This window comes from Pannonibacter sp. I15F10I1 (genome assembly GCF_900185665.1).
Classification (GTDB): domain Bacteria; phylum Pseudomonadota; class Alphaproteobacteria; order Rhizobiales; family Stappiaceae; genus Pannonibacter; species Pannonibacter indicus.
The window spans coordinates 110045-130054 of sequence record NZ_FYAN01000003.1; the positions used below are offsets into that span (position 1 = coordinate 110045).

Annotated in this window: 17 protein-coding genes; 11 read left to right on the forward strand and 6 right to left on the reverse strand. The window is 63.6% G+C overall.

All coding sequences use genetic code 11. The features are described 5' to 3' along the window. Positions 1-152 precede the first annotated feature (152 nt). The 4 genes from IF10I1_RS02215 (at position 153) to IF10I1_RS02230 (ending at position 4249) form a co-directional block, all read left to right on the forward strand. On the forward strand, positions 153-1319 hold the full coding sequence (locus IF10I1_RS02215; RefSeq protein WP_186392421.1) for a M20 aminoacylase family protein: 1167 nt from the start codon (positions 153-155) through the stop codon (positions 1317-1319). A 229-nt stretch (positions 1320-1548) separates the two neighbouring features. Continuing rightward, on the forward strand, positions 1549-2484 hold the full coding sequence (locus IF10I1_RS02220) for a threonine/serine dehydratase (protein ID WP_208994254.1): 936 nt from the start codon (positions 1549-1551) through the stop codon (positions 2482-2484). A 133-nt stretch (positions 2485-2617) separates the two neighbouring features. Then, positions 2618-3730, forward strand: a complete 1113-nt coding sequence (gene leuB / locus IF10I1_RS02225) for a 3-isopropylmalate dehydrogenase (RefSeq protein ID WP_055455758.1) — start codon at positions 2618-2620, stop codon at positions 3728-3730. A gap of 105 nt (positions 3731-3835) precedes the next feature. Continuing rightward, a complete protein-coding gene (locus IF10I1_RS02230) occupies positions 3836-4249 on the forward strand; it encodes a hypothetical protein (RefSeq protein WP_186392420.1) in 414 nt (137 codons plus the stop codon). 693 nt (positions 4250-4942) lie between these two features. Here the strand turns inward: IF10I1_RS02230 and IF10I1_RS02235 are convergent. Then, positions 4943-6163 (reverse strand): argininosuccinate synthase, encoded by a 1221-nt coding sequence (locus IF10I1_RS02235; protein WP_050473942.1) that lies wholly within the window; start codon positions 6161-6163, stop codon positions 4943-4945. A gap of 285 nt (positions 6164-6448) precedes the next feature. Here IF10I1_RS02235 and IF10I1_RS02240 point away from each other — a divergent pair, with 285 nt between their 5' ends. Beyond that, complete coding sequence (locus IF10I1_RS02240) at positions 6449-8005, forward strand: glucan biosynthesis protein (protein WP_186414922.1); 1557 nt, start codon at positions 6449-6451, stop codon at positions 8003-8005. A gap of 93 nt (positions 8006-8098) precedes the next feature. Here IF10I1_RS02240 and IF10I1_RS02245 read toward each other — a convergent pair whose 3' ends face one another. Continuing rightward, positions 8099-8725, reverse strand: coding sequence for a TetR/AcrR family transcriptional regulator (locus IF10I1_RS02245; protein ID WP_208977124.1), 627 nt, complete (start codon positions 8723-8725; stop codon positions 8099-8101). 124 nt (positions 8726-8849) lie between these two features. On the opposite strand from IF10I1_RS02245, the gene IF10I1_RS02250 reads away from it, so the two are divergent. From IF10I1_RS02250 to IF10I1_RS02265, 4 genes are all read left to right on the forward strand, one after another. Then, positions 8850-9311, forward strand: coding sequence for a (2Fe-2S)-binding protein (locus IF10I1_RS02250; protein ID WP_050473939.1), 462 nt, complete (start codon positions 8850-8852; stop codon positions 9309-9311). A 4-nt stretch (positions 9312-9315) separates the two neighbouring features. Continuing rightward, on the forward strand, positions 9316-11511 hold the full coding sequence (locus IF10I1_RS02255; RefSeq protein ID WP_186414921.1) for a xanthine dehydrogenase family protein molybdopterin-binding subunit: 2196 nt from the start codon (positions 9316-9318) through the stop codon (positions 11509-11511). A 212-nt stretch (positions 11512-11723) separates the two neighbouring features. Beyond that, positions 11724-12419: a YafY family protein gene (locus tag IF10I1_RS02260; protein WP_058898592.1), complete on the forward strand. Its 696-nt coding sequence runs from the start codon at positions 11724-11726 to the stop codon at positions 12417-12419. Positions 12420-12486: 67 nt separating this feature from the next. Further along, a complete protein-coding gene (locus IF10I1_RS02265; RefSeq protein ID WP_123195307.1) occupies positions 12487-12864 on the forward strand; it encodes a VOC family protein in 378 nt (125 codons plus the stop codon). A gap of 55 nt (positions 12865-12919) precedes the next feature. On the opposite strand, the gene rlmN is transcribed toward IF10I1_RS02265, so the two are convergent. After that, the gene (gene rlmN / locus IF10I1_RS02270) at positions 12920-14158 is read right to left on the reverse strand and encodes a 23S rRNA (adenine(2503)-C(2))-methyltransferase RlmN (protein ID WP_050473986.1); all 1239 of its coding nucleotides are present in this window, start codon (positions 14156-14158) and stop codon (positions 12920-12922) included. Between the two features lie 307 nt (positions 14159-14465). After that, positions 14466-14972, reverse strand: coding sequence for an invasion associated locus B family protein (locus IF10I1_RS02275; protein WP_186414920.1), 507 nt, complete (start codon positions 14970-14972; stop codon positions 14466-14468). A 229-nt stretch (positions 14973-15201) separates the two neighbouring features. On the opposite strand from IF10I1_RS02275, the gene IF10I1_RS02280 reads away from it, so the two are divergent. Further along, entirely contained in the window at positions 15202-15810 is a 609-nt protein-coding gene (locus IF10I1_RS02280) for a sigma-70 family RNA polymerase sigma factor (protein ID WP_050473935.1), read from the forward strand. A gap of 98 nt (positions 15811-15908) precedes the next feature. On the opposite strand, the gene IF10I1_RS02285 is transcribed toward IF10I1_RS02280, so the two are convergent. Continuing rightward, the gene (locus IF10I1_RS02285; RefSeq protein ID WP_019965403.1) at positions 15909-16460 is read right to left on the reverse strand and encodes an RNA methyltransferase; all 552 of its coding nucleotides are present in this window, start codon (positions 16458-16460) and stop codon (positions 15909-15911) included. Between the two features lie 196 nt (positions 16461-16656). Here IF10I1_RS02285 and IF10I1_RS02290 point away from each other — a divergent pair, with 196 nt between their 5' ends. Continuing rightward, a complete protein-coding gene (locus tag IF10I1_RS02290; protein WP_186392416.1) occupies positions 16657-17631 on the forward strand; it encodes an NADPH:quinone oxidoreductase family protein in 975 nt (324 codons plus the stop codon). Between the two features lie 94 nt (positions 17632-17725). Here IF10I1_RS02290 and IF10I1_RS02295 read toward each other — a convergent pair whose 3' ends face one another. Next, positions 17726-19939: an esterase-like activity of phytase family protein gene (locus tag IF10I1_RS02295; RefSeq protein WP_186392415.1), complete on the reverse strand. Its 2214-nt coding sequence runs from the start codon at positions 19937-19939 to the stop codon at positions 17726-17728. Between the last annotated feature and the right edge of the window lie 71 nt (positions 19940-20010).

Genomic DNA, 20010 nt, shown 5'->3' on the forward strand with positions numbered 1-20010 from the left:
TGACGGTCTTCTGCTGCAGCGCCGCATAAAGCAGCTTGCGCTTTTTGCAGGCAACCCCTCCTATAGAGATCCCTTTCCGCCAGACCATTCTGGCAAGAAAACCTGCTTTGCCGGCCAGAACCGGCAGCATCAAGTCCCCCGAGGAGCCTTCTATGCCGGTCGTCAACCGTATTGCCGATCTTGCCGATGAAATCGCCAGCTGGCGCCGTGATTTCCATGAGAACCCGGAAATCATGTATGAGACTGTCCGCACGGCCGCCAAAGTGGCAGACCTGCTGCGCAGCTTCGGGTTGGACGAGGTGGTGACCGGCATTGGCAGGACCGGCGTCGTCGGCGTGATCCGGGGCAAGAACGGTGGCGCTGGCCGGGTGATTGGCCTGCGCGCCGACATGGACGCCCTGCCCATCGCGGAGATGACCGGCCTGCCCTATGCGTCGAAGACGCCGGGCAAGATGCATGCCTGCGGCCATGACGGCCACACGTCCATGCTGCTGGGCGCCGCGAAATACCTCGCCGAAACCCGCAATTTCAACGGCACGGCGGTGGTCATCTTCCAGCCGGCCGAAGAGGGCGGCGCAGGTGCCAAGGCCATGATCGACGACGGGCTGATGACCCGCTGGGCCATTGACGAGGTCTACAGCCTGCACAATCTGCCCGGCCTGCCGGTGGGCGAATTCGCCATCCGCAAGGGGCCGATCATGGCCGCAACGGATGAGTTCCGCATCACCATCACCGGGCGCGGCGGCCATGCGGCCAAGCCCCACGAAACGGTCGATCCGATCATTACCGGCACGCAGATCGTCAGCGCCCTGCAGACCATCGCCAGCCGCGCGGTCAATCCGCTCGATTCGGTGGTCGTCTCCGTCACGATCTTCGAGGCAGGCACGGCCTTCAACGTCATTCCCGAGGCGGCAACCCTGCGCGGCACCATCCGCAGCCTGACCGATGCCACGCGAGATCTGGCGGAGAAACGCCTGAACGAGATCGTCAACGCCCTGTGCACCGCCTATGGCGCCACGGCCGAGATCGAATTCCGCCGCGGCTATCCGGTCACCGCCAACCACGATGACCAGACGGACTTTGCCGTCAGCGTCGCCGAGGAAATTGCTGGGCCTGAGCGGGTGCAGCGCGAGACCGAGCCGATGATGGGCGGCGAGGACTTCTCCTACATGCTGCTGGAGCGCCCGGGCGCCTATATTTTCGCCGGAAACGGCGACAGCGCCAGCCTGCATCACCCGCGCTACAACTTCAATGACGGGCTGATCCCGTCCGGAAGCTCCTATTTCGTGCGGCTGGTGGAAAAAGCGCTCGCCGCCTGATCCTGCCGCGCATCTGACATCGCCTGCCCCGGCTCCGCAACGCCACCGGAGCCGGTGAGCGGCCATGTGCGAAGCAGGGTTTCATGTGCTGACCGCTCATGAAACCCTCTCAGAAAGCTTCGGAAAAGCTTCCTGCATCATCCTTGGGGATCATGCTTTCATTCTCTTCTGGCAGGCGGCCAAAGAGTTTTTTATGGTGGCGAGAGATAATAGAACATCGGGGCCCATCATGCTCGTGACTGCTGCAGCCATTGAGGCTGCCTATGACCGAATTACGCCCCATATCCGCGTCACGCCAGCTCTGCAGCTCAGATCCGGAGATCTCAATCTTCCGTCGGGCGTTTCCCTGAAGCTGGAATCCCTGCAGCACAGCGGCTCCTTCAAGGCCCGCGGGGCCTTCAGCATGCTGTTAAGCAAGGATATTCCGGCCGCTGGCGTCGCCGCCGCCTCGGGCGGCAATCATGGGGCGGCCGTCGCCTATGCTGCCCGCAGCCTTGGCATCCAGGCCAGAATTTTTGTGCCTGAACTGGCAACCCCGTTCAAGACAGCCAAGATCCGCAGCTACGGAGCGGAGCTTGAAATTGGCGGGGAAACCTATGCCGAAGCGCGTGACGCTTGCGGCGCCTATCAGGCCCAGACCGGCGCAATGGACATTCACGCCTATGCCGCAGCCGAAACAATCGTCGGACAGGGGACCCTGGCGCTGGAGTGGGAAAGCCAGACCCGGGGACTGGATACATTGCTCATCGCCGTGGGCGGTGGCGGCCTGATTTCCGGCATAGCCACGTGGTTTGCCGGAAAAACCCGCATCATCGGCGTTGAGACCGAAGGCTGCCAGACCATGAAATGCGCACTGGAAGCCGGACAGCCGGTCGATGTGCCGGTCTCCGGCATAGCCGTCGACAGCCTCGGTGCGCGGCGGGCGTCCGACCTCACCTATGCCATTTCCGCACGCTGCGTCGAGCGGATCGTCACCGTCAGCGACGAAGAGGTGATGGCCGCACAGCAGCGGCTCTGGCAGGGGCTGCAGCTGGTGGCGGAACCTGGTGGCGCCGCGGCTTTCGCGGCACTGCTGTGTGGTGCCTATGTGCCCCAGCGCGGTGAGCGCACCGGCATCCTTCTGTGCGGCGGCAACATGGATCCCGCGGGACTGACCGCCCACTGATGTACGCGCCTCTCTCACTTGATCAAATGCCCAGCCTCGCTTGAACTCTTGACGCGTGCCTTCGCCTTGAAAAGGCGGCCCCAAGCCGCTAACCCAAGGGCCAGAGCAATTTCAAAAAACGGGATGGACACCCATGGCAACTCACAAGCTTCTTCTTCTGCCCGGCGACGGCATCGGCCCGGAAATCATGCCCGAGGTGAAGAAGATCATCGCCTGGTTCAACGCACGCGGCACGGACACGTTCGAGACCGAGGAAGGCCTCGTCGGCGGCTGCGCCTATGATGCACATGGCCAGTCCATTTCCGAAGGCGACATGGCCAAGGCCATGGCAGCCGATGCCGTGATCTTCGGCGCCGTCGGCGGCCCGAAGTGGGACAAGGTGCCTTACGAGGTGCGTCCGGAAGCGGGCCTTCTGCGCCTGCGCAAGGACATGCAGCTTTTCGCCAACCTGCGCCCGGCCATCTGCTATCCGGCGCTGGCCGGCGCTTCCTCGCTGAAGCGGGAAGTGATCGAGGGCCTCGACATCCTGATCCTGCGCGAGCTGACGGGCGGCGTCTATTTCGGCGAGCCGAAGACCATCACCGACCTCGGCAACGGCCAGAAGCGCGCCATCGACACGCAGGTCTATGACACCTACGAGATCGAGCGCATCGCCAAGGCGGCCTTCGAGCTGGCCCGCACCCGCAAGGGCAAGGTCACTTCGATGGAAAAGCGCAACGTCATGAAGTCGGGCGTGCTCTGGAACGAGGTGGTCACCGCCACCCACAAGAACGGCTATGAAGACGTTCAGCTGGAACACATGCTGGCAGACGCCGGCGGCATGCAGCTCGTCCGCTGGCCGAAGCAGTTCGACGTCATCGTCACCGACAACCTGTTCGGCGACATGCTGTCCGACGTTGCCGCCATGCTGACCGGCTCGCTCGGCATGCTGCCGTCCGCCTCGCTCGGCGCTCCCGATGCCGCCACCGGCAAGCGCAAGGCGCTGTATGAGCCGGTGCATGGCTCGGCCCCGGACATTGCCGGCACGGGCGCTGCCAACCCGATCGCCATGATCGCCTCCTTCGCCATGGCCCTGCGCTACTCCTTCGAGAAGGTGGCGGAAGCGGACATGCTGGACAAGGCCATCGCCAACGCGCTGGACAAGGGCCTGCGCACCCGCGACATCGCTTCGGAAGGCACCACCGTCATCGGCACCTCCGCCATGGGCGATGCCATCGTGGCCGAGCTGAACGCCCTCAGCGCCTGATCTGAATACTAACCGATCACGAGGCCGCCGCTTGCCATGCGCAGGCGGCGGCCTTATGCATTGCGCCCCAACCAGAGGCACACTCCAGTCGAAAGGCACGGCAACATGGCCAAGGAAAAACCGTTTCTCGGCACCTGGATCCTCGATGTGGAGGAAAGCGACTTCGAGCAGGGCGAGCCGCCACGCTCGGCCACCTTGCGCATCGAAGACGATTTCGGCGTGCTGACCTTCACGATGAACACCGTGTCGGCCAATGGCGAAGTCACCAACGACAGCTTCACCGCCATGCCGGACGGCCCGCCGATCCGCCTTGGCAAGAGCGGGCTGGCCGATTCCATGCGGCTTGGCTTTGCCACGGAGCGCAACCTCGTCTCCGAAGCCCAGCGCGACGGCGTAACTCTGATGAAGGCGGAGCGCGAACTCTCGGAAGATGGCCGCACACTGACCGTCACCCAGACAGTCCTGCTGCCCGGCGCCGTCACCAGCCGCAACATTTCCGTCTACCGCCGCTCGCAGTAAAGCCACTCGTCGATGAGGCTCACTCATCGAGCATTGGTTAAGCCCTTGCAGCGCTTAAGCATTTTCAAGGCGTGATGCGTCAGCATCGAAATCCTTGGTATTAAAGCCGGCGCAGCTCAGAACAAAAAGTGAAAATACAGCCAAGCCGCCGCTTGACTGGATCAAACTCTTCTGGAATCAATAGGAACATAGGAAGAACAAAATCCAGGTGACGGGCCGGAACGCCAACCGGCACATTCAACGCCAATCTGGAGGGAGGCTCCCTATCCGCACATGGTTTGCGCCCGGCACACAGCCGGCACAGTCAGGCATGCTGGCAGGATCCCCGCCTGCGTGAGTGCCGCAAGCCATGCCGCACCTGCCCGCAGACGCAGCAGGCAACAGCGCCCGCATCCTGCCCCGGGTGCCTTGGCGCTCGCCTTCTGCTCCGCCTTTCCGCCCAGCGCCTCGGGCCGGAAAGGCGGGCGGCCGGGCATTTTGGAAATTCGCCGTGAACGCATGTGCTATGGGCAGGCGGCCTGCCAGCTTGTGCAAGGGCTCCGCCAGCGGTGTGGCCAGTGATGACGGCGGGTCCAGTGATAACGGCGCATGCTGGTGCTGGCTGCTTGTCCCGGCCCCGCCTGTCTGTACCAAAAACAATCGGGGCGCCGATTGCGCGGCGCCCCGGTCTGAACTTGCCGCCCTGAGAAATGCTCAGCGGCTCTGGTTGCGCTTGGCAAGCGTGCGCAGGCGCAGGGCGTTGAGCTTGATGAAGCCCGCAGCGTCCTTCTGGTCGTAAGCGCCCTGGTCGTCCTCGAAGGTGACCAGTTTGTCGGAATAGAGCGACTTCGGGCTCTCGCGGCCGGTGACCATGACGTTGCCCTTGTAGAGCTTCAGCGTCACTTCGCCTTCCACATGCTCCTGGCTCTTGTCGATCAGGGCCTGCAGCATTTCGCGCTCCGGCGAGAACCAGAAGCCGTAATAGATCAGCTCCGCATAGCGCGGCATGATCTCGTCCTTCAGGTGCGCCGCGCCGCGGTCCAGCGTGATGGATTCCATCGCGCGGTGTGCGGTGAGCAGGATGGTGCCGCCCGGCGTTTCATAGACGCCTCGGCTCTTCATGCCGACGAAGCGGTTCTCGACGAGGTCGAGACGGCCGATGCCGTTGTCGCGGCCATAGTCGTTGAGCTTGGCCAGCAGGGTTGCCGGAGACAGGCGCTCGCCGTTGATGGAGACCGCGTCACCGCGCTCGAAGCCGATCTTGATGATCGTCGGGGTGTCGGGCGCCGATTCCGGGGAAATGGTGCGCATATGCACATATTCGGGAGCCTCGACCGCCGGGTCTTCCAGCACCTTGCCCTCGGACGAGGAGTGCAGCAGGTTGGCGTCCACGGAGAACGGGGCCTCGCCCTTCTTGTCCTTGGCGACCGGGATCTGGTGCTTCTCGGCAAAGTCCAGCAGGTCGGTGCGGCTCTTGAAGGTCCAGTCGCGCCAGGGGGCGATGATCTTGATGTCCGGATTCAGCGCATAGGCGGACAGTTCGAAGCGGACCTGATCATTGCCCTTGCCGGTGGCGCCATGGGCGATGGCATCCGCGCCGGTCTTGCGGGCGATTTCGATCAGGTGCTTGGAGATCAGCGGACGGGCGATGGAGGTGCCCAGCAGATAGACGCCTTCGTAGACGGCATTGGCGCGGAACATCGGGAAGACGAAATCGCGGACGAATTCCTCGCGCACGTCCTCGATGAAGATTTCCTTGATGCCCAGCATCTCGGCCTTCTTGCGGGCCGGCTCCAGCTCCTCGCCCTGGCCGAGGTCAGCGGTGAAGGTCACCACTTCGGCGCCCAGTTCGGTCTGGAGCCACTTCAGGATGATGGAGGTGTCGAGGCCGCCGGAATAGGCAAGCACGACCTTCTTGATGTCGCCATGGGCCATGGAGATATGTCCGTTCGCTGTTCTTTTTGACGTCACATTTGGCGTGTTAAGGCATTCCGGCTGCGCCGCCGGATGCCTTGGAAAACCGCGCGCACTCTAGTGGCGGCAAAGCTGACTGCAAAGCCTTTTTCTGCGCCATGCGCCTGCCGGCCCAAAAGGCTGCCAGCCAAGCAAATACGCCGCTTGCAGGTATATCGTTGCAGATGTATTTTCCGCCGCCGCCCTGAAATGGGCAGATTTGCCGGGCCTGTTCCCAGCTGGCGGTTTTTCCATCAGGGATGAGACATGAATTTCTTTGCTTCCTGCCTGCTTGTTCTGGGACTGACTGCGGCAAACGCCGTGCCAGCTCTCGCCAGTGACCTTTCGGCCCGGCGCGGCCCGGCTGCGCCTTTCAGCTTCGACACCGTGACCGGCCAGGCCAAGGCGCTGGCGGCCAAGCCCTATGCTGCGCCCAAGACCCGCGCTGCGGACACGCTTGAGGCGATCGACTACGACGCGCACTGGAAGATCCGGTTTGACCCGGAAGAAACGGTTTCGATCAGTCCGGACGCACCGGTCCAGTTCTTTCACCTCGGACGGTATTTCAAGGATCCGGTGAAGATCTATCAGGTGGAGAGCGGTGTCAGCCGCGAAATCCTCTATGATCCGGGCTATTTCGACAGCCCCAAGGACAGCCCGGCGCGCAAGCTGCCTGCCGATATCGGCTTCGCCGGTTTCCGCATCATGCGTCCGGACCTGAAGACGGACTGGATCTCCTTCCTCGGCGCCTCCTATTTCCGCACCGACGGCCAGTCGCATCAGTATGGCCAGTCGGCCCGCGGCCTTGCCATCAACTCGGGCATGTCCGAACCGGAGGAATTCCCGCGCTTCACGTCCTTCTGGCTGGCGCCGGGCGAGGCTCCGGAAGAAACCATGGTGCTCTACGCGCTGATGGACAGCCCCAGCGTTGCCGGGGCCTACAAGATGACCATGCGCAACAAGGACGGTGCGGGCCAGACCATCGACGTGGAAAGCCGCCTGTTCTTCCGCAAGCCGGTGGAGCGCCTCGGCATCGCGCCGCTGACCAGCATGTACTGGTATTCGGAGACGAACCGCTCCACGGGCCTCGACTGGCGCCCGGAAGTGCATGACACGGACGGCCTTGCCATCGTCATGGAAAACGGCGAGCAGATCTGGCGTCCGCTGAACAACCCGAAGAGCGTGCGCACCTCCACCTTCGAGGCCTCCAACCTGAAGGGCTTCGGCCTGGCCCAGCGTGACCGCGCCTACACCAACTATGAAGATGACGGCGTGTTTTATGAAAAGCGCCCGTCCGTCTGGCTGGAGCCGCTGACGCCGTTTGGCGAAGGCGCTGTGCAGCTGATCGAGATCCCGACCGATGACGAGATCTACGACAACATCGTCGCCTATTTCATCCCCAGCAACCTGCCGGCCGCCGGTGAGGAGCGCAGCTTCTCCTACCGGATGCACTGGAAGGACGCCCATCCGCTGCCCGGCTCCGGCGCCCGCACCGTAGCCACCCGTGCCGGTCAGGGCGGTGTTCCCGGCCAGCCGCGCCCGGCAGACCAGATCAAGCTGTCCATCGACTTCGAGGGCCCGGCCCTCAAGGGTCTCGGCCAGCAGGATGGTGTGACGGCGGTGGTGGAACTGTCGCGCGGCGAGCCGATCAACCCTTACGTCCTTCCGGTCGTCGGCACGGACCGCTGGCGCCTGATCTTCGACGCCAAGGTGGAAGATCATGACCCGATCGAAGCCCGGGCCTTCCTCAAGCACGGCGATGACGTGGTGACCGAAACCTGGCTTGGCCAGATCAGTCACGAACTGGTCGCCCGCCCGCAGTAAGGGCTTGTAACGCAAACAGAAAGGGCCCGGACGGCATCCCCGTCCGGGCCTTTTTTTCGCTCTGACCGGGCCAGGCCGCCTGTCAGGCGGCCTTCAGGCGCCAGCCCCGGAGACGGGGCCATAGGCCCGCAGCATCATATCCACGGTCTCGGAGATGATCGCGCCCATCTCCTCCCGGCCGACCGCGCTGCCCGAGAAGAAATAGGGATAGAAGCCGCGCGACTTCAGCAGCCCCAGGAACTGGGCGGCGGCCACTTCCGGCTTTCCCCTTTGCAGGGCACCGGCTGCGAAAGCATCCTGCATGAAGCTTTCGAAAACACGGAACTTGTCCATGCGCGCGGCAACTTCGGCAGACAGAACCGGATCACGGAACGCCTCGCCAAAGATCATGCGCGCCATCCGCAGGAAGCAGGGATTGACCAGAAGTTCGCCCTCGGCCCAGCCAAGGGCTTCAAGCTGCCCGGCAACCGGCAGGTCCGGGCGGAACGTCACATTGAGGGCAGCGGTCATCCAGGAAGCGAGGCAATCCGTGATGGCACGGAACAGCGCTTCCTTGCTGTCGAAGTGATTGTAGACCGTGCGTTTGGAAACACCTGCGCGGCCGGAGATGCGGTCCATGCTGGCCCCGGCAAATCCGCGCTCCTGAAACTCGGCCACGGCGGCTTCAATGATCTGTTTGCGCTTCTGCTCGCTGAGCGAAAGCTCTCTTTCCTCGGTCATGCCCCTTTCTTTCCAGAAACCGGCCCCCATGTAAACTCGGGAGTTTACATAACGCCGTTCCCTGATGTAAACTGCACCGTGTAGTTTACCCCTAGCCAACACAAGCTAGCCACGGGAGCCCTTCATGCCAGTTACCCTGACACTCAACGGTAAGGAACAGGTGATCGACGCCGACCCGGACACGCCCCTGCTCTGGGTCCTTCGCGACACCCTCGGCCTTACCGGCACCAAGTTCGGTTGCGGCGTAGCCCAGTGCGGCGCCTGCACGGTGCATCTGGACGGCACCCCGGTCCGCTCCTGCCAGACCTATCTGGGCGATGTGGAAGGAACCAGCATCACCACGATCGAAGGGCTTGAAAGCCCGGCCGCCAAGGCCATTCAGGCAGCGTGGACGGAACTTGACGTGCCGCAGTGCGGCTATTGCCAGTCCGGGCAGATCATGGCCGCAACGGCCCTGCTGATGGAAACACCAAAACCCACCGACGCCGATATCGAGGCGGCCATGGATGGCAACGTCTGCCGCTGTGCCACCTATGCCCGGATCAAGACAGCCATTCATGCGGCTGCAGACAAGCTGGAGGGCTGACAGAATGCTGCACAGAATCGTCTCTCCCCTCACCGCTGCAGCGCCCAGCCGGCGCGGCTTCCTCAAGCTTTCCGCAGGCGCTGCCGGCGGGCTGCTGATCGGCCTCACCCTGCCGGGCAGCACAAGAACTGCAGCTGCCGCAACGTCTGAAGGCATGTTCCAGCCCTTCGTGCATGTGCTGCCGGACAACACCATCGTTGTCCTGTCCAAGCATCTCGACAAGGGACAGGGTGTCGCCACGGGTCTTGCGACACTGGTTGCGGACGAGATGGACGCAGACTGGGCCCAGGTCCGCGCCGATTTCGCCCCGGCCGACGCCGCGCTCTACAAGAACCTGCTCTTCGGCATTCAGGGCACGGGCGGCTCCACCGCCATTGCCAATTCCTTCGTGCAATACCGCACGGCCGGTGCTGCCGCGCGCAGCATGCTGGTTCAGGCAGCCGCCAAGGCCTGGTCGGTTCCCGCAGCTGAGGTCACCGTCAGCGCGGGCCGGATCTCTCATCCTTCCGGCAAATCAGCGAGCTTCGGCGAGATGGCCGGGCTTGCGGCGGCCGAGGCCGTTCCAGCCGAGCCACGGCTGAAAACCCCGGGCGAATGGGTCTATATCGGCAAGTCGTTCAAGCGGGTCGACACGGCGCGCAAATCCGCCGGGGCTGCCGGCGTCTATGGCATGGACCAGCGGTTCGACAACATGCTGACCGCCGTTCTCGCCCGCCCTCCGCGCTTCGGCAGCACGGTTGCCAGCGTCGATGACAGCGCCGCCCGGGCCATTGCGGGCGTGGTGGATGTGATCACCGTGCCCAGTGGTGTTGCGGTTCTGGCAAGCGGCACCTGGCAGGCCATGCAGGGGCGCGATGCCCTCTCCGTCACCTGGGACGACAGCGCCGCCGAAATGCGTTCGACTGCGGACATGGAAGCCGAGCTGAGAGACCTGACCGGCACACCGGGCGCAGCCGCGGAAGGCAATGCTGATGCAGAGCCCCTGCTGGCCGGGGCGGCGCGGGTCATCGAAGCGGATTACATGTTCCCCTTCCTGGCGCATGCACCGATGGAGCCGCTGGACATCACCGTGCTTTACGACGGCAGCAGCGCCACCTTCTGGACCGGCTCGCAATTCCAGACGACGGATCAGGCCGTCAGCGCCGCCATCCTTGGCCTGACACCGGACAAGGTGGCGATCAACACGCTCTGGGCCGGCGGCTCCTTCGGCCGGCGCGCCCAGCCGGACAGCCACTATTTCGCCGAAGCGGCACTGATTGCCAAGGCACGGCATGAGGCAGGCCATGCCCCCCAGCCGCTGAAGATTGTCTGGACCCGTGAGGACGACATTCGCGGCGGCTATTACCGCCCGATGACGGCCCACAAGGTGAAGGTGGGACTGGACGAGGCAGGCCGGATCACCGGCTGGCAGCATCGCATCGCGGGCAAGTCCATCATGAAGGGCACGGGGTTCGAAGCCTTCATGATCAAGAACGGCATCGATGACACCATGGTGGAAGGCGTGCATGGCACGACCTACGGCATCCCCGGCTTCCAGCTGGAAGCGCACATGACCGCGACGCCGGTGCCGGTGCTGTGGTGGCGGTCGGTCGGGCACACCCACACGGCCTATGTGATGGAGACCATGATCGACCGCATCGCCCGGGAGACCGGCGCCGATCCGGTCGCCTTCCGCGAAAGCCTGATCAAGAATGATCCGCGCAAGCTGGGCGTTCTGCGGCTGGCCGCAGAAAAGGCAGGCTGGGACACCCCGCTTCCCGAGGGCCGTTACCGCGGCGTTGCGGTTCACACCTCCTTCAGCAGTTATGTGGCCGAAGTTGCGGAAATCTCCTTCCGCGAAGACGGCACGGTGAAGGTGGAAAAGGTCGTCTGCGCCGTGGACTGCGGCATCCCGATCAATCCGGACAATATCCGGGCTCAGGTCGAAGGTGCCATTGGCTATGGGCTTGGCGCCGTGCTGCGCAACGAGATCACGCTCACGGACGGCGAGGTGGACCAGTCGAACTTCGACACCTACCTGCCCCTGCGCATGTCCGACATGCCTGTCATCGAGGTGCATATCGTCCCATCGGAAGAAGCACCGACCGGCATTGGCGAACCCGGCACGCCGCCGATCGGACCGGCAGTGGCCAATGCAATCGCAGCCGCGCGGGGCGACTATGTGACCGTGCTGCCCTTCAGCAAGCACGGACTGGCCTGACCCTCAAAGGTGCCGGAGCCGCCGGCACGGCGGCACTCGGTGCAAAGCTGCATCGCAAAGACCCGCATCAAGGGCCCGGACGGCATCCCGTCCGGGCCCTTTCTTTGCCGCCAGTCATCCGGCGGGATAGCTGCGCCCGAAAAGGCACAAAGAACCATCCGGCCTTGCAACATGATGACAGATTCCGGCAGCAGACTGTGGCAAGATGAGGCATGTCCCGTTCTGCCCGATTGCTCGATCTCATCCAGATCCTGCGGCGCCACCGCAGGCCCGTCAGCGGCGAAAGCCTGGCGCGGGAGCTTGGCATTTCCATCCGCACCCTTTACCGGGACATCGCCACGCTTCAGGCGCAAGGGGCCGGCATCACCGGAGAACCGGGCGTCGGCTATGTGCTGCAGCCAGGCTTCATGCTGCCGCCCCTGATGTTCACAGAAGACGAGCTGGAAGCCCTTGTGCTCGGCTCACGCTGGGTCTCCAAGCGGGCGGGCGGAGCACTGGGACAGGCGGCTGAAAATGCGCTCGCCAAGATTGCCGCAGTGCTTCCGAAAGATCTGCGCGAACAGCTGGATGCCACCAACCTGCTGGCCGGGCCGGGCGAGCCGCCGCAGCGGCCGGAAGCGGATCTGACCGTCATCCGGCTCGCCATCCGCCGCGAGCACATCCTGCAGATTGCCTATGAAGACGCGGCCGGGCGCACCACGGCGCGCAGCATCTGGCCCTTTGCGCTGGGGTTTTTCGACAAGGTGCGCGTCATTTCCGCCTGGTGCGAGCTGCGCCAGGACTACCGCCATTTCCGGACGGATCGCATCCTCAGTCTTGAGGAAACAGGCAAGCGCTACCCCCGCCGCAGACAGGTGATGATGAAGGAATGGTGGGAGCTGCTGAAAACCCGCACAGACGTGGATTGATACTGCCATTTTCTGGCAGCATCATTGTCTAATCTCTTCCTGTCCAACACCGGAAGGAGAGAGACAGATGAAGCCGTCCAATTTCGTGATTTTCTATGTGCAGGATACCGCCGCAAGCGCGGCTTTCTATGCCAGGCTGCTGGGCATGGGCCCGGTGGAACAGATGCCGGGCTTTGCCATGTTCGTAACGCCTGAAGGGTTCAAGCTCGGCCTGTGGCAGGGGCAGAGTGTCATCCCGCCTTCGGACGGCCAGATTGGCGGCACCGAAGTGATGTTCGAATGCGCGAGCAATGAAGAGCTCGAGGCCACCCACCGCGCCTGGGCCGGGATCGGCGCCGTCATCCTGCAGAAGCCCGAGCAGAGAGATTTCGGCTACACCTTCACCGCCGCAGACCCGGACGGGCACCGGCTGCGCGTTTACCGCCGCAATGAAAATCCGGTGTGAAGACGAAAAGCTCCGCGCAGGCAGCACGCCTGTGCGGACCATTCTTTCTAAAGTGTCAGGCAGCGCCTTCCAGCGCGTCCCGGTCCTTCTTGCGCATGCGCTCGGAGGCGGACTTGAGCTGGCCGCAGGCGGCGAAAATGTCGCGGCCGCGCGGGGTGCGGATGGGCGAGGCATAGCCGGCGCGGTTGACGATGTCGGCGAATTCCTCGATCCGTTCCCAGTCGGAGCACTCGTAGTCCGAGCCCGGCCAGGGGTTGAACGGGATGAGGTTGATCTTCGCCGGGATGCCCGCGAGCAGGCGCACCAGTTCCCGCGCATCCGCATCGCTGTCGTTCACGCCCTTCAGCATCACATATTCGAAGGTGATGCGCTTGGCATTGGACAGGCCCGGATAGCGGCGGCAGGCGTCCAGAAGCTCTTGGATCGGCCACTTCTTGTTGATCGGCACCAGCACGTCGCGCAGATCATCGCGCACCGCATGCAGGGAGATCGCCAGCATGCAGCCGATCTCGTCGCCCGTGCGGGCGATTTCTGGCACAACGCCGGAGGTGGACAGGGTGATGCGGCGCTTGGACAGCGACAGGCCGTCGCCATCGGACGCGATCAGCAGCGCCTGCTTCACATTGTCGAAATTGTAGAGCGGTTCGCCCATGCCCATCATCACCACATTGGTGACGAGGCGGCCTTCGGACGGCACGATGGCACCCTGCGGGGTAGCGGCGTCAGGAAAATCGCCCAGCCGGTCGCGCGCGATCAGGATCTGCGAGAGGATCTCTTCCGAGGTGAGATTGCGCACCATCTTCTGGGTGCCGGTGTGGCAGAAGGTGCAGGTCAGCGTGCAGCCCACCTGCGAGGAAACGCAGAGCGTGCCGCGCCCTTCTTCCGGAATATAGACGGTCTCGATCTCCACCGGACGCCCTGCCCCGCGCGGGGGAAAGCGGAACAGCCACTTGCGCGTGCCGTCGACGGAGATCTGCTCCGAGACGATTTCCGGCCGCGCAATGGAGAAATGGTCCTGCAGCGTGTAGCGCAGGTCCTTGGCGATGTTGCTCATCTGGCCAAAGTCAGACACCCCGCGCACATAGAGCCAGTGCCACAACTGCTGGGCGCGCATCTTGCGCTGGCGCTCGGGGATATCGATGGAGGCCATGGCTTCGGCGAGCCCGGCCCTGTCGAGACCGATCAGCGTGGGCTTTTCCGCCGCAGCAACGAGCGCCGGGGCCGGAGCGGCCGGCTGTGCAGCTGCAGGTGTCTGCGCGGCGGAACGATGCGCAAGGTCAAGCGAGATCGCCATGGCGTCCAGTATCCAGATCCGAGGGTCAAAACCCGAAGGTTGAGAGGCCGCAAAGGCCACGCGCCGGAACGGACCAGTCCGCTGCTTCAGCGCTTTGAAAACAGAAAAGGCGCAGCCTCCCGCAGGAGCCGCGTCCATTGGCGCCTGAAAAACCACAGGAGCGCCGGAAAATCAACTGCCGATGCGATGAGAGGCGGCAAATGCCGTGCGGCAAGGGGTGCAGCCCGGAGGCTGCCCCCTGTGCGCCGTGTTCAAGGCGCTGGTCCGCGGAGTGCCAGGCGGCCGGTACAACCGGCTGCCTTCAGGCTCAGCGGCAGGCCTGGTTGGCCGTGTCGATGGCCGCCGTCACGCCCGAGAGCGAGAAGGCATAGGATGTTTCCGTGCCGCGGCCCGAAACAGCCCTTACACTCATCTTGCTGCCCGCCTTCATGGCGGCAACGAGCTGCTGTTCGGCGGCCGCGTTCTCCACCCATGCCCCATCGTTCTTGGTGAACATGGTGAAGGGCTTGCCGTCGATATCGACAGTCACCTGCGATCCTTCCCGCAGCGGATAGCCGACCTGCAGGCTCGGCTCGCTGTTCACGCCTTCCGAAGGACGGGTCGACACGAAGAAGAACACATCTCCGTGATTACGGTCCGTCGGCAGCATCTGCGTGGGCTTGGTCAGGGCGAAGCAGACCTTGCCGCCACCGCTCGCGTGGGTATAGGCCGCCCAATCCCTCTGCTGCTTCAGCAGCGTCGGAGCCTGGGCGACGGCGGCAGCTCCGGACAGAGCGAGGAACAGACCGGCGGTTACCAGGGTTCGTGCTTGCATCATCTCCACACCGTTTTGCTTGCGCGTCAAACGCTTCAGATTTTACTCAAGTGTCGTCCGGCATATAAACCTTGGATTAAGGCTACCTTAAAGCCGGTTACGAAAGGGTTGAAAGCCAATCAATCGCGTGGCGCTCGCCGCCATTCCCGCTATTATCGGCTCGCGTCATGCGCACGCTGGCTGGATAAATCGGGCGAGAGTGTGACATACGTTCCGGGATTACCGGATTATGACCGGGTTAAAACCCGGCGCATTGGGAGTGAAGTCTGCGGTGAGTCAGGCGCAGTATTTTTCAGAACTGATCGAGAAGGTCGCCGCAACGCAGGATAAGGCTGCGTTCATCGAATTATTCGATCACTTCGCGCCGCGCATCAAAGGCTACCTGATGCAGCAGGGCACCGACAGCGCCAGCGCCGAGGAACTGGCGCAGGAGGTGATGGTCATCCTGTGGCGCAAGGCCGCCCTTTTCGACAAGAGCAAGGCCTCTGCCAGCACCTGGCTGTTCCGCATTGCCCGCAACCGGCGCATCGACTCCCTGCGCCGCCTGAAGAACGGCGATCTGGATGCGGAAGATCCCGCCCTGCAGCCCTCCGCGCCGGAAGATCCCGATGTCATTCTCGACACAGGATTGCGGGAGGAGCGCATCCGCGCAGCTCTCGAGGAGCTTCCCGAGGCTCAGCGGGAGGTGGTGCGCCAGGCCTTTTTCCTCGGGCTGTCACACAACGAGATCGCCGAAAGCACCGGCCTGCCGCTCGGCACCGTCAAGTCCCGCATCCGCCTTGCCTTCGCCCGCCTGCGGCAGGTGCTGGAGGCAGATGCGGCGGTCGACATCGACTGAACACGGCTGATGATGCTGGCGCATCACGCCTGAAAATTGCTCAAGCGCCGCACGGGCTTCATCAACTTCCGGTGAACCAGACTCACCGGAAGTTGATATCAGTCTTCCCAGCCCGGAATCTGCCGCCCCTGCCGCATGATGGGCCCGCCATGGCGGTGCGGGGTCTTGTCCTGCTTCGGCCCGCCCGCTGTGACCGGCCGGTCAGCGTAGCGGCCCAGCGCCCGGTGCCGGTCATAGAGCACGATGGCCCCGGCGGTGGCGACGTTGATGCAGAACTTGGCCGGGATCTTCACCACATGGTCGCAGCGCGCCAGCATGGCGGAGGACAGGGAGCCGCGCTCCGGCCCCAGCACATAGGCAGCGCGCAGCGGGTGCATGAAGCTCGGCAGATCGATGGCCTCGTCCGTCAGCTCGATGCCGACCAGCTGACAGCCCGCGGGCAGATCCATGGTGTCCACCGTGTCCCATTCGAACAGCGGCAGATGGTCCGGGCTCTTGGAGGTGTCGGAGCGCGGCGCCCGGCGGATGGCAGGCCCGGCATCCACGGTGAAGAAGAAGCTCGCCCCGAAGGCATGCGCCGAGCGCATCAGGTTGCCAAGGTTCATCCGCTTGGACAGGCCCTCAGCCCCCACACCGAAATAGCCGCGCATCTTCCACTTCCTTCTTCCGTCATGCCTCTAGGGGCTCATAGACGCTGGGACTGGCCGCCTCAACCCGTCAACGCGCTTCGACGTTCATGGGGCCCCACCGCGCAGCGCTTTCCGTAACGAGATTTCTCTTGCAGTGCAGCACTGCGGACCGCAGATTAACCATGGTTCACAACATGTGTGGAGCGGGGGCCCCTGCGTGAAAGCCATCCTTTGTCACTCCTACGGCCCGGCCTCGTCGCTGACCGTTGAAAATCTGCCTGCGCCCTCCGTTGGCCCGGGCGAAGTGCTGGTCCGCGTCAAAGCCTGCGCGCTGAACTTCTTCGACACGCTGATCATTCAGGGCAAATACCAGCTGCGGCCGGAAATGCCCTTCTCCCCCAGCGCCGAATTTGCAGGCATCGTGGAGCGCACCGGCGAGGGCGTGGAACGCCTGCGGCCGGGCGACAAGGTGATCGGCTACATCCGCTTCGGCGCGGCGCGGGAACTGGTGGCGGCCAGCGAGGATGACCTTATCCCCATGCCCGAGGGGATTTCCTTCGAGGAAGCTGCCGGGGTTTCCGTCACCTATGGCACCACGCTGCACGCCTTCCGCGACCGGGCAAAGCTTCAGGAAGGCGAAACCGTGGTGGTGCTGGGCGCTTCCGGCGGCGTGGGACAGGCCGCGGTGGAGATCGCTTCCCTGATGGGCGCACGCGTCATCGCCTGCGCCTCCTCGGAAGAAAAGCTCAACCGCGCCCGCCAGCTCGGCGCGGTGCTGACCATCAATTACGAGAAAGAGAACCTGAAGGCGCGGATCAAGGAGCTGACGGACGGCGCCGGGGCCGATGTGGTCTATGATCCGGTGGGCGGTGATCTGGCCGAACAGGCGCTGCGGGCCACCGGCTGGGAAGGCCGCTATCTGGTCATCGGCTTTGCGGCCGGCGAAATACCGAAGATCCCGCTCAATCTGGTGATGCTGAAGGGCTGTGATGTCCTCGGCGTCTTCTGGGGCGAATCGATCATCCGCGACCCCGAGGGCCACTGGGCCAACATGAGCCAGATTCTCGACTGGGTGCGCCAGGACCGGCTGAAGCCGCAGATCCACGCGGTCTACCCGCTGGAGGAGGCCGCAAAGGCCATCCAGGAAATCGCAGACCGCAAGGTCATGGGCAAAGTGATCCTGACGCCCTGACCGGGCTGCCAAGCCTCTTCGCGCACATGCCGTTTGAAACAAAAAGAGCCCGGGCGTGAGGCCCGGGCTCCGGTCATGGCATCTGCGGAAGAGATCAGTTCAGCTTGTCCACCGAACCGAGGGTGAAGATCTGCGTCTCGCCCGGCGCATCGTCGACGCCGTCGTTGTCGGTGACGAGGATCATCCGGCCATCGGCAGTGACGGTAAAGCCTTCCGGCTTGTCGAGCAGCCAGCCCTTGGACGAGGCCAGTGCCGGGATCAGATCCAGCTTCACGGTCTTTTCCACCACCGGCAGGGTGCCACCGAGGGCAACCGGCTCGATGCCGGCAAGATCGATCACGGTGATCTGCTTGATGGCAGCAAGTTCGCCGCCCTGATTGTCACGCTCCAGCACGGCGAAGCGCTCGCCGCCCAGATGGGTGATTTCGGACAGGCCAACCCAGCCGCCGGCAGAGCTCTTCGGAGCGTCGAGCGGATAGTGGACGAAGCCCCAGGACTTGTCCGCCGGGTTATAGATGCCGAGCTTGACGAGGCCCTTGGCATCATCGCCCCACTCGCGCTGGATCGCAGTCACGACCAGCGTCTTGCCGCCACGCTCGAACTCGGCAACGCCCTCAAAACCGAAACGCTTGGACTGGGCAACGAGAGCTTCCGGCAGGCTGATTTCTTCCGTCACCTTGCCATCGGCATCAGCCTTGACCAGGAGATGCGGCACGCCTTCCTTCTCCGGATTGCCTTCGCTGACAAGCCAGAAACCGCCATCCTTAGCCAGCGAAATACCTTCCATGTCGAACTTCTTCGGCGAGCCGCCGGTGATGTTCACATAGGACGTGATCTCCACCGGGCTCATCGACAGATCGAGCGTGTAGATCCGGGCCTGATCATAGAAACTGTCCGAAATCGCATAGAGCTTGTTCGGGTCGGTCTTGTCAGCCGCAAGGCCCGAAAGGGCGCCCCAGCCGATCGGGGCACCGGTTTCCGGATCAAAGGCGGAGGTCAGCACCGGATAGGCCGGCTTGTCTGCGCCAAATTCATAGATGCTAACCTGCGAGCGCAGACCGTCCTTCGGCTTGTCGGCCTCATTGGCGACAACGAAGAGATTACGGGACGGGATCGCCAGGATGCCCTCCGGCGCCACATGGGTGGGCAGCATCTGCAGGAGCTGAGGCTCACCGCCCGTGTCCTTGAACACCGACACCATGTTGGCGCGCTCGGAGTTCACGAAGATCAGCTTCTGGCCGCCGAACTCGCCGATGGCGACGCCTTCCGGCTCAGTGCCCTTCTTGGACGCGCGCTTGGCCGGATAGTGGCCGGTCATCATGGCGATGTGCTCAAGCTTGTTGCCGCTGTCGTAGAGCACTTCACCCTTGGTGTTCCAGATGGTGAAGCCGCGCGAGCCGCCTTCATAGTCGCCTTCGTTGGCGGTGATGAAGCGGTCATTGTCGAGCCAGGCCACGGCATCGGGCTCGCGCTTGACGTTCTCGGTGTTGCCCGAGGCGTCGGAGCTGGCGCCCTTGGCGACCGGAACAGCTTCCGCGCTGGCGGTACCGGCGGAGAAATGCGCGGTCACCGTGCCGGAGGCCAGATCGATGAGGGCCAGATGGTTGTTCTCCTGCAGCGTCAGGACCGCGACGTTGTCTTCGTTGATCGAGATGAATTCCGGCTCCGGATCTTCCGGCGCGATTTCGGCAAGTCCGGTCACGTCAACGATGCGGGCTGCATCGCAGTTGACGGGCATGCCATCGGCGTCCAGATCGAAGATGGCGACATGGCCGGCGGGAAGCTGCGGCAGCTTGCCTTCGTTCAGCTCTTCATCGCGCTCGTTCTCGATGGCAACGGCCAGGAACTTGCCATCCGGCGAAATGGCGACCGAATCCGGCTGGCCCTTCACGTCGCAGGTGGCGGCGATGGACTGGTCCGCAAGGCTGATCACCGCCAGATGGCCCGACGGCTCGGTGTAGTTCGGGCTGGTGTTGACACCGGCGAGGATGAACTTCTGCGCCGCCGTAACCGACGTGGGCTCACCGCCCATGGCGATGCGGCCAGCTGGCTTCGGCTCAGCCGGATTGGCGATGTCTACGAATACAACGGCTTCACCGGGGCTGTCGGAAAAGACCAGCGTCTGGCCATCCTTCGTCGCGGTGATGATCTCGGCAGAGGTCTGCGTCGCAGGATCAACGCCTTCGGCCAGAGTCTTGTAGACCGGCATGGTGGCGATGCGGGTGAAATAGGTATCGGCGGCAGATGCGTGTGAAACCGCAGCCAAAACGGAAAAACCAGCCAGAAGCTGGCTGCGCAGAGAAATCATGATGCTCCCCCGAAGCGAGATGTTTGGTTGAAAGACGGGGCACGCTAGGCAGCACAGACGAAGCTGCGGTG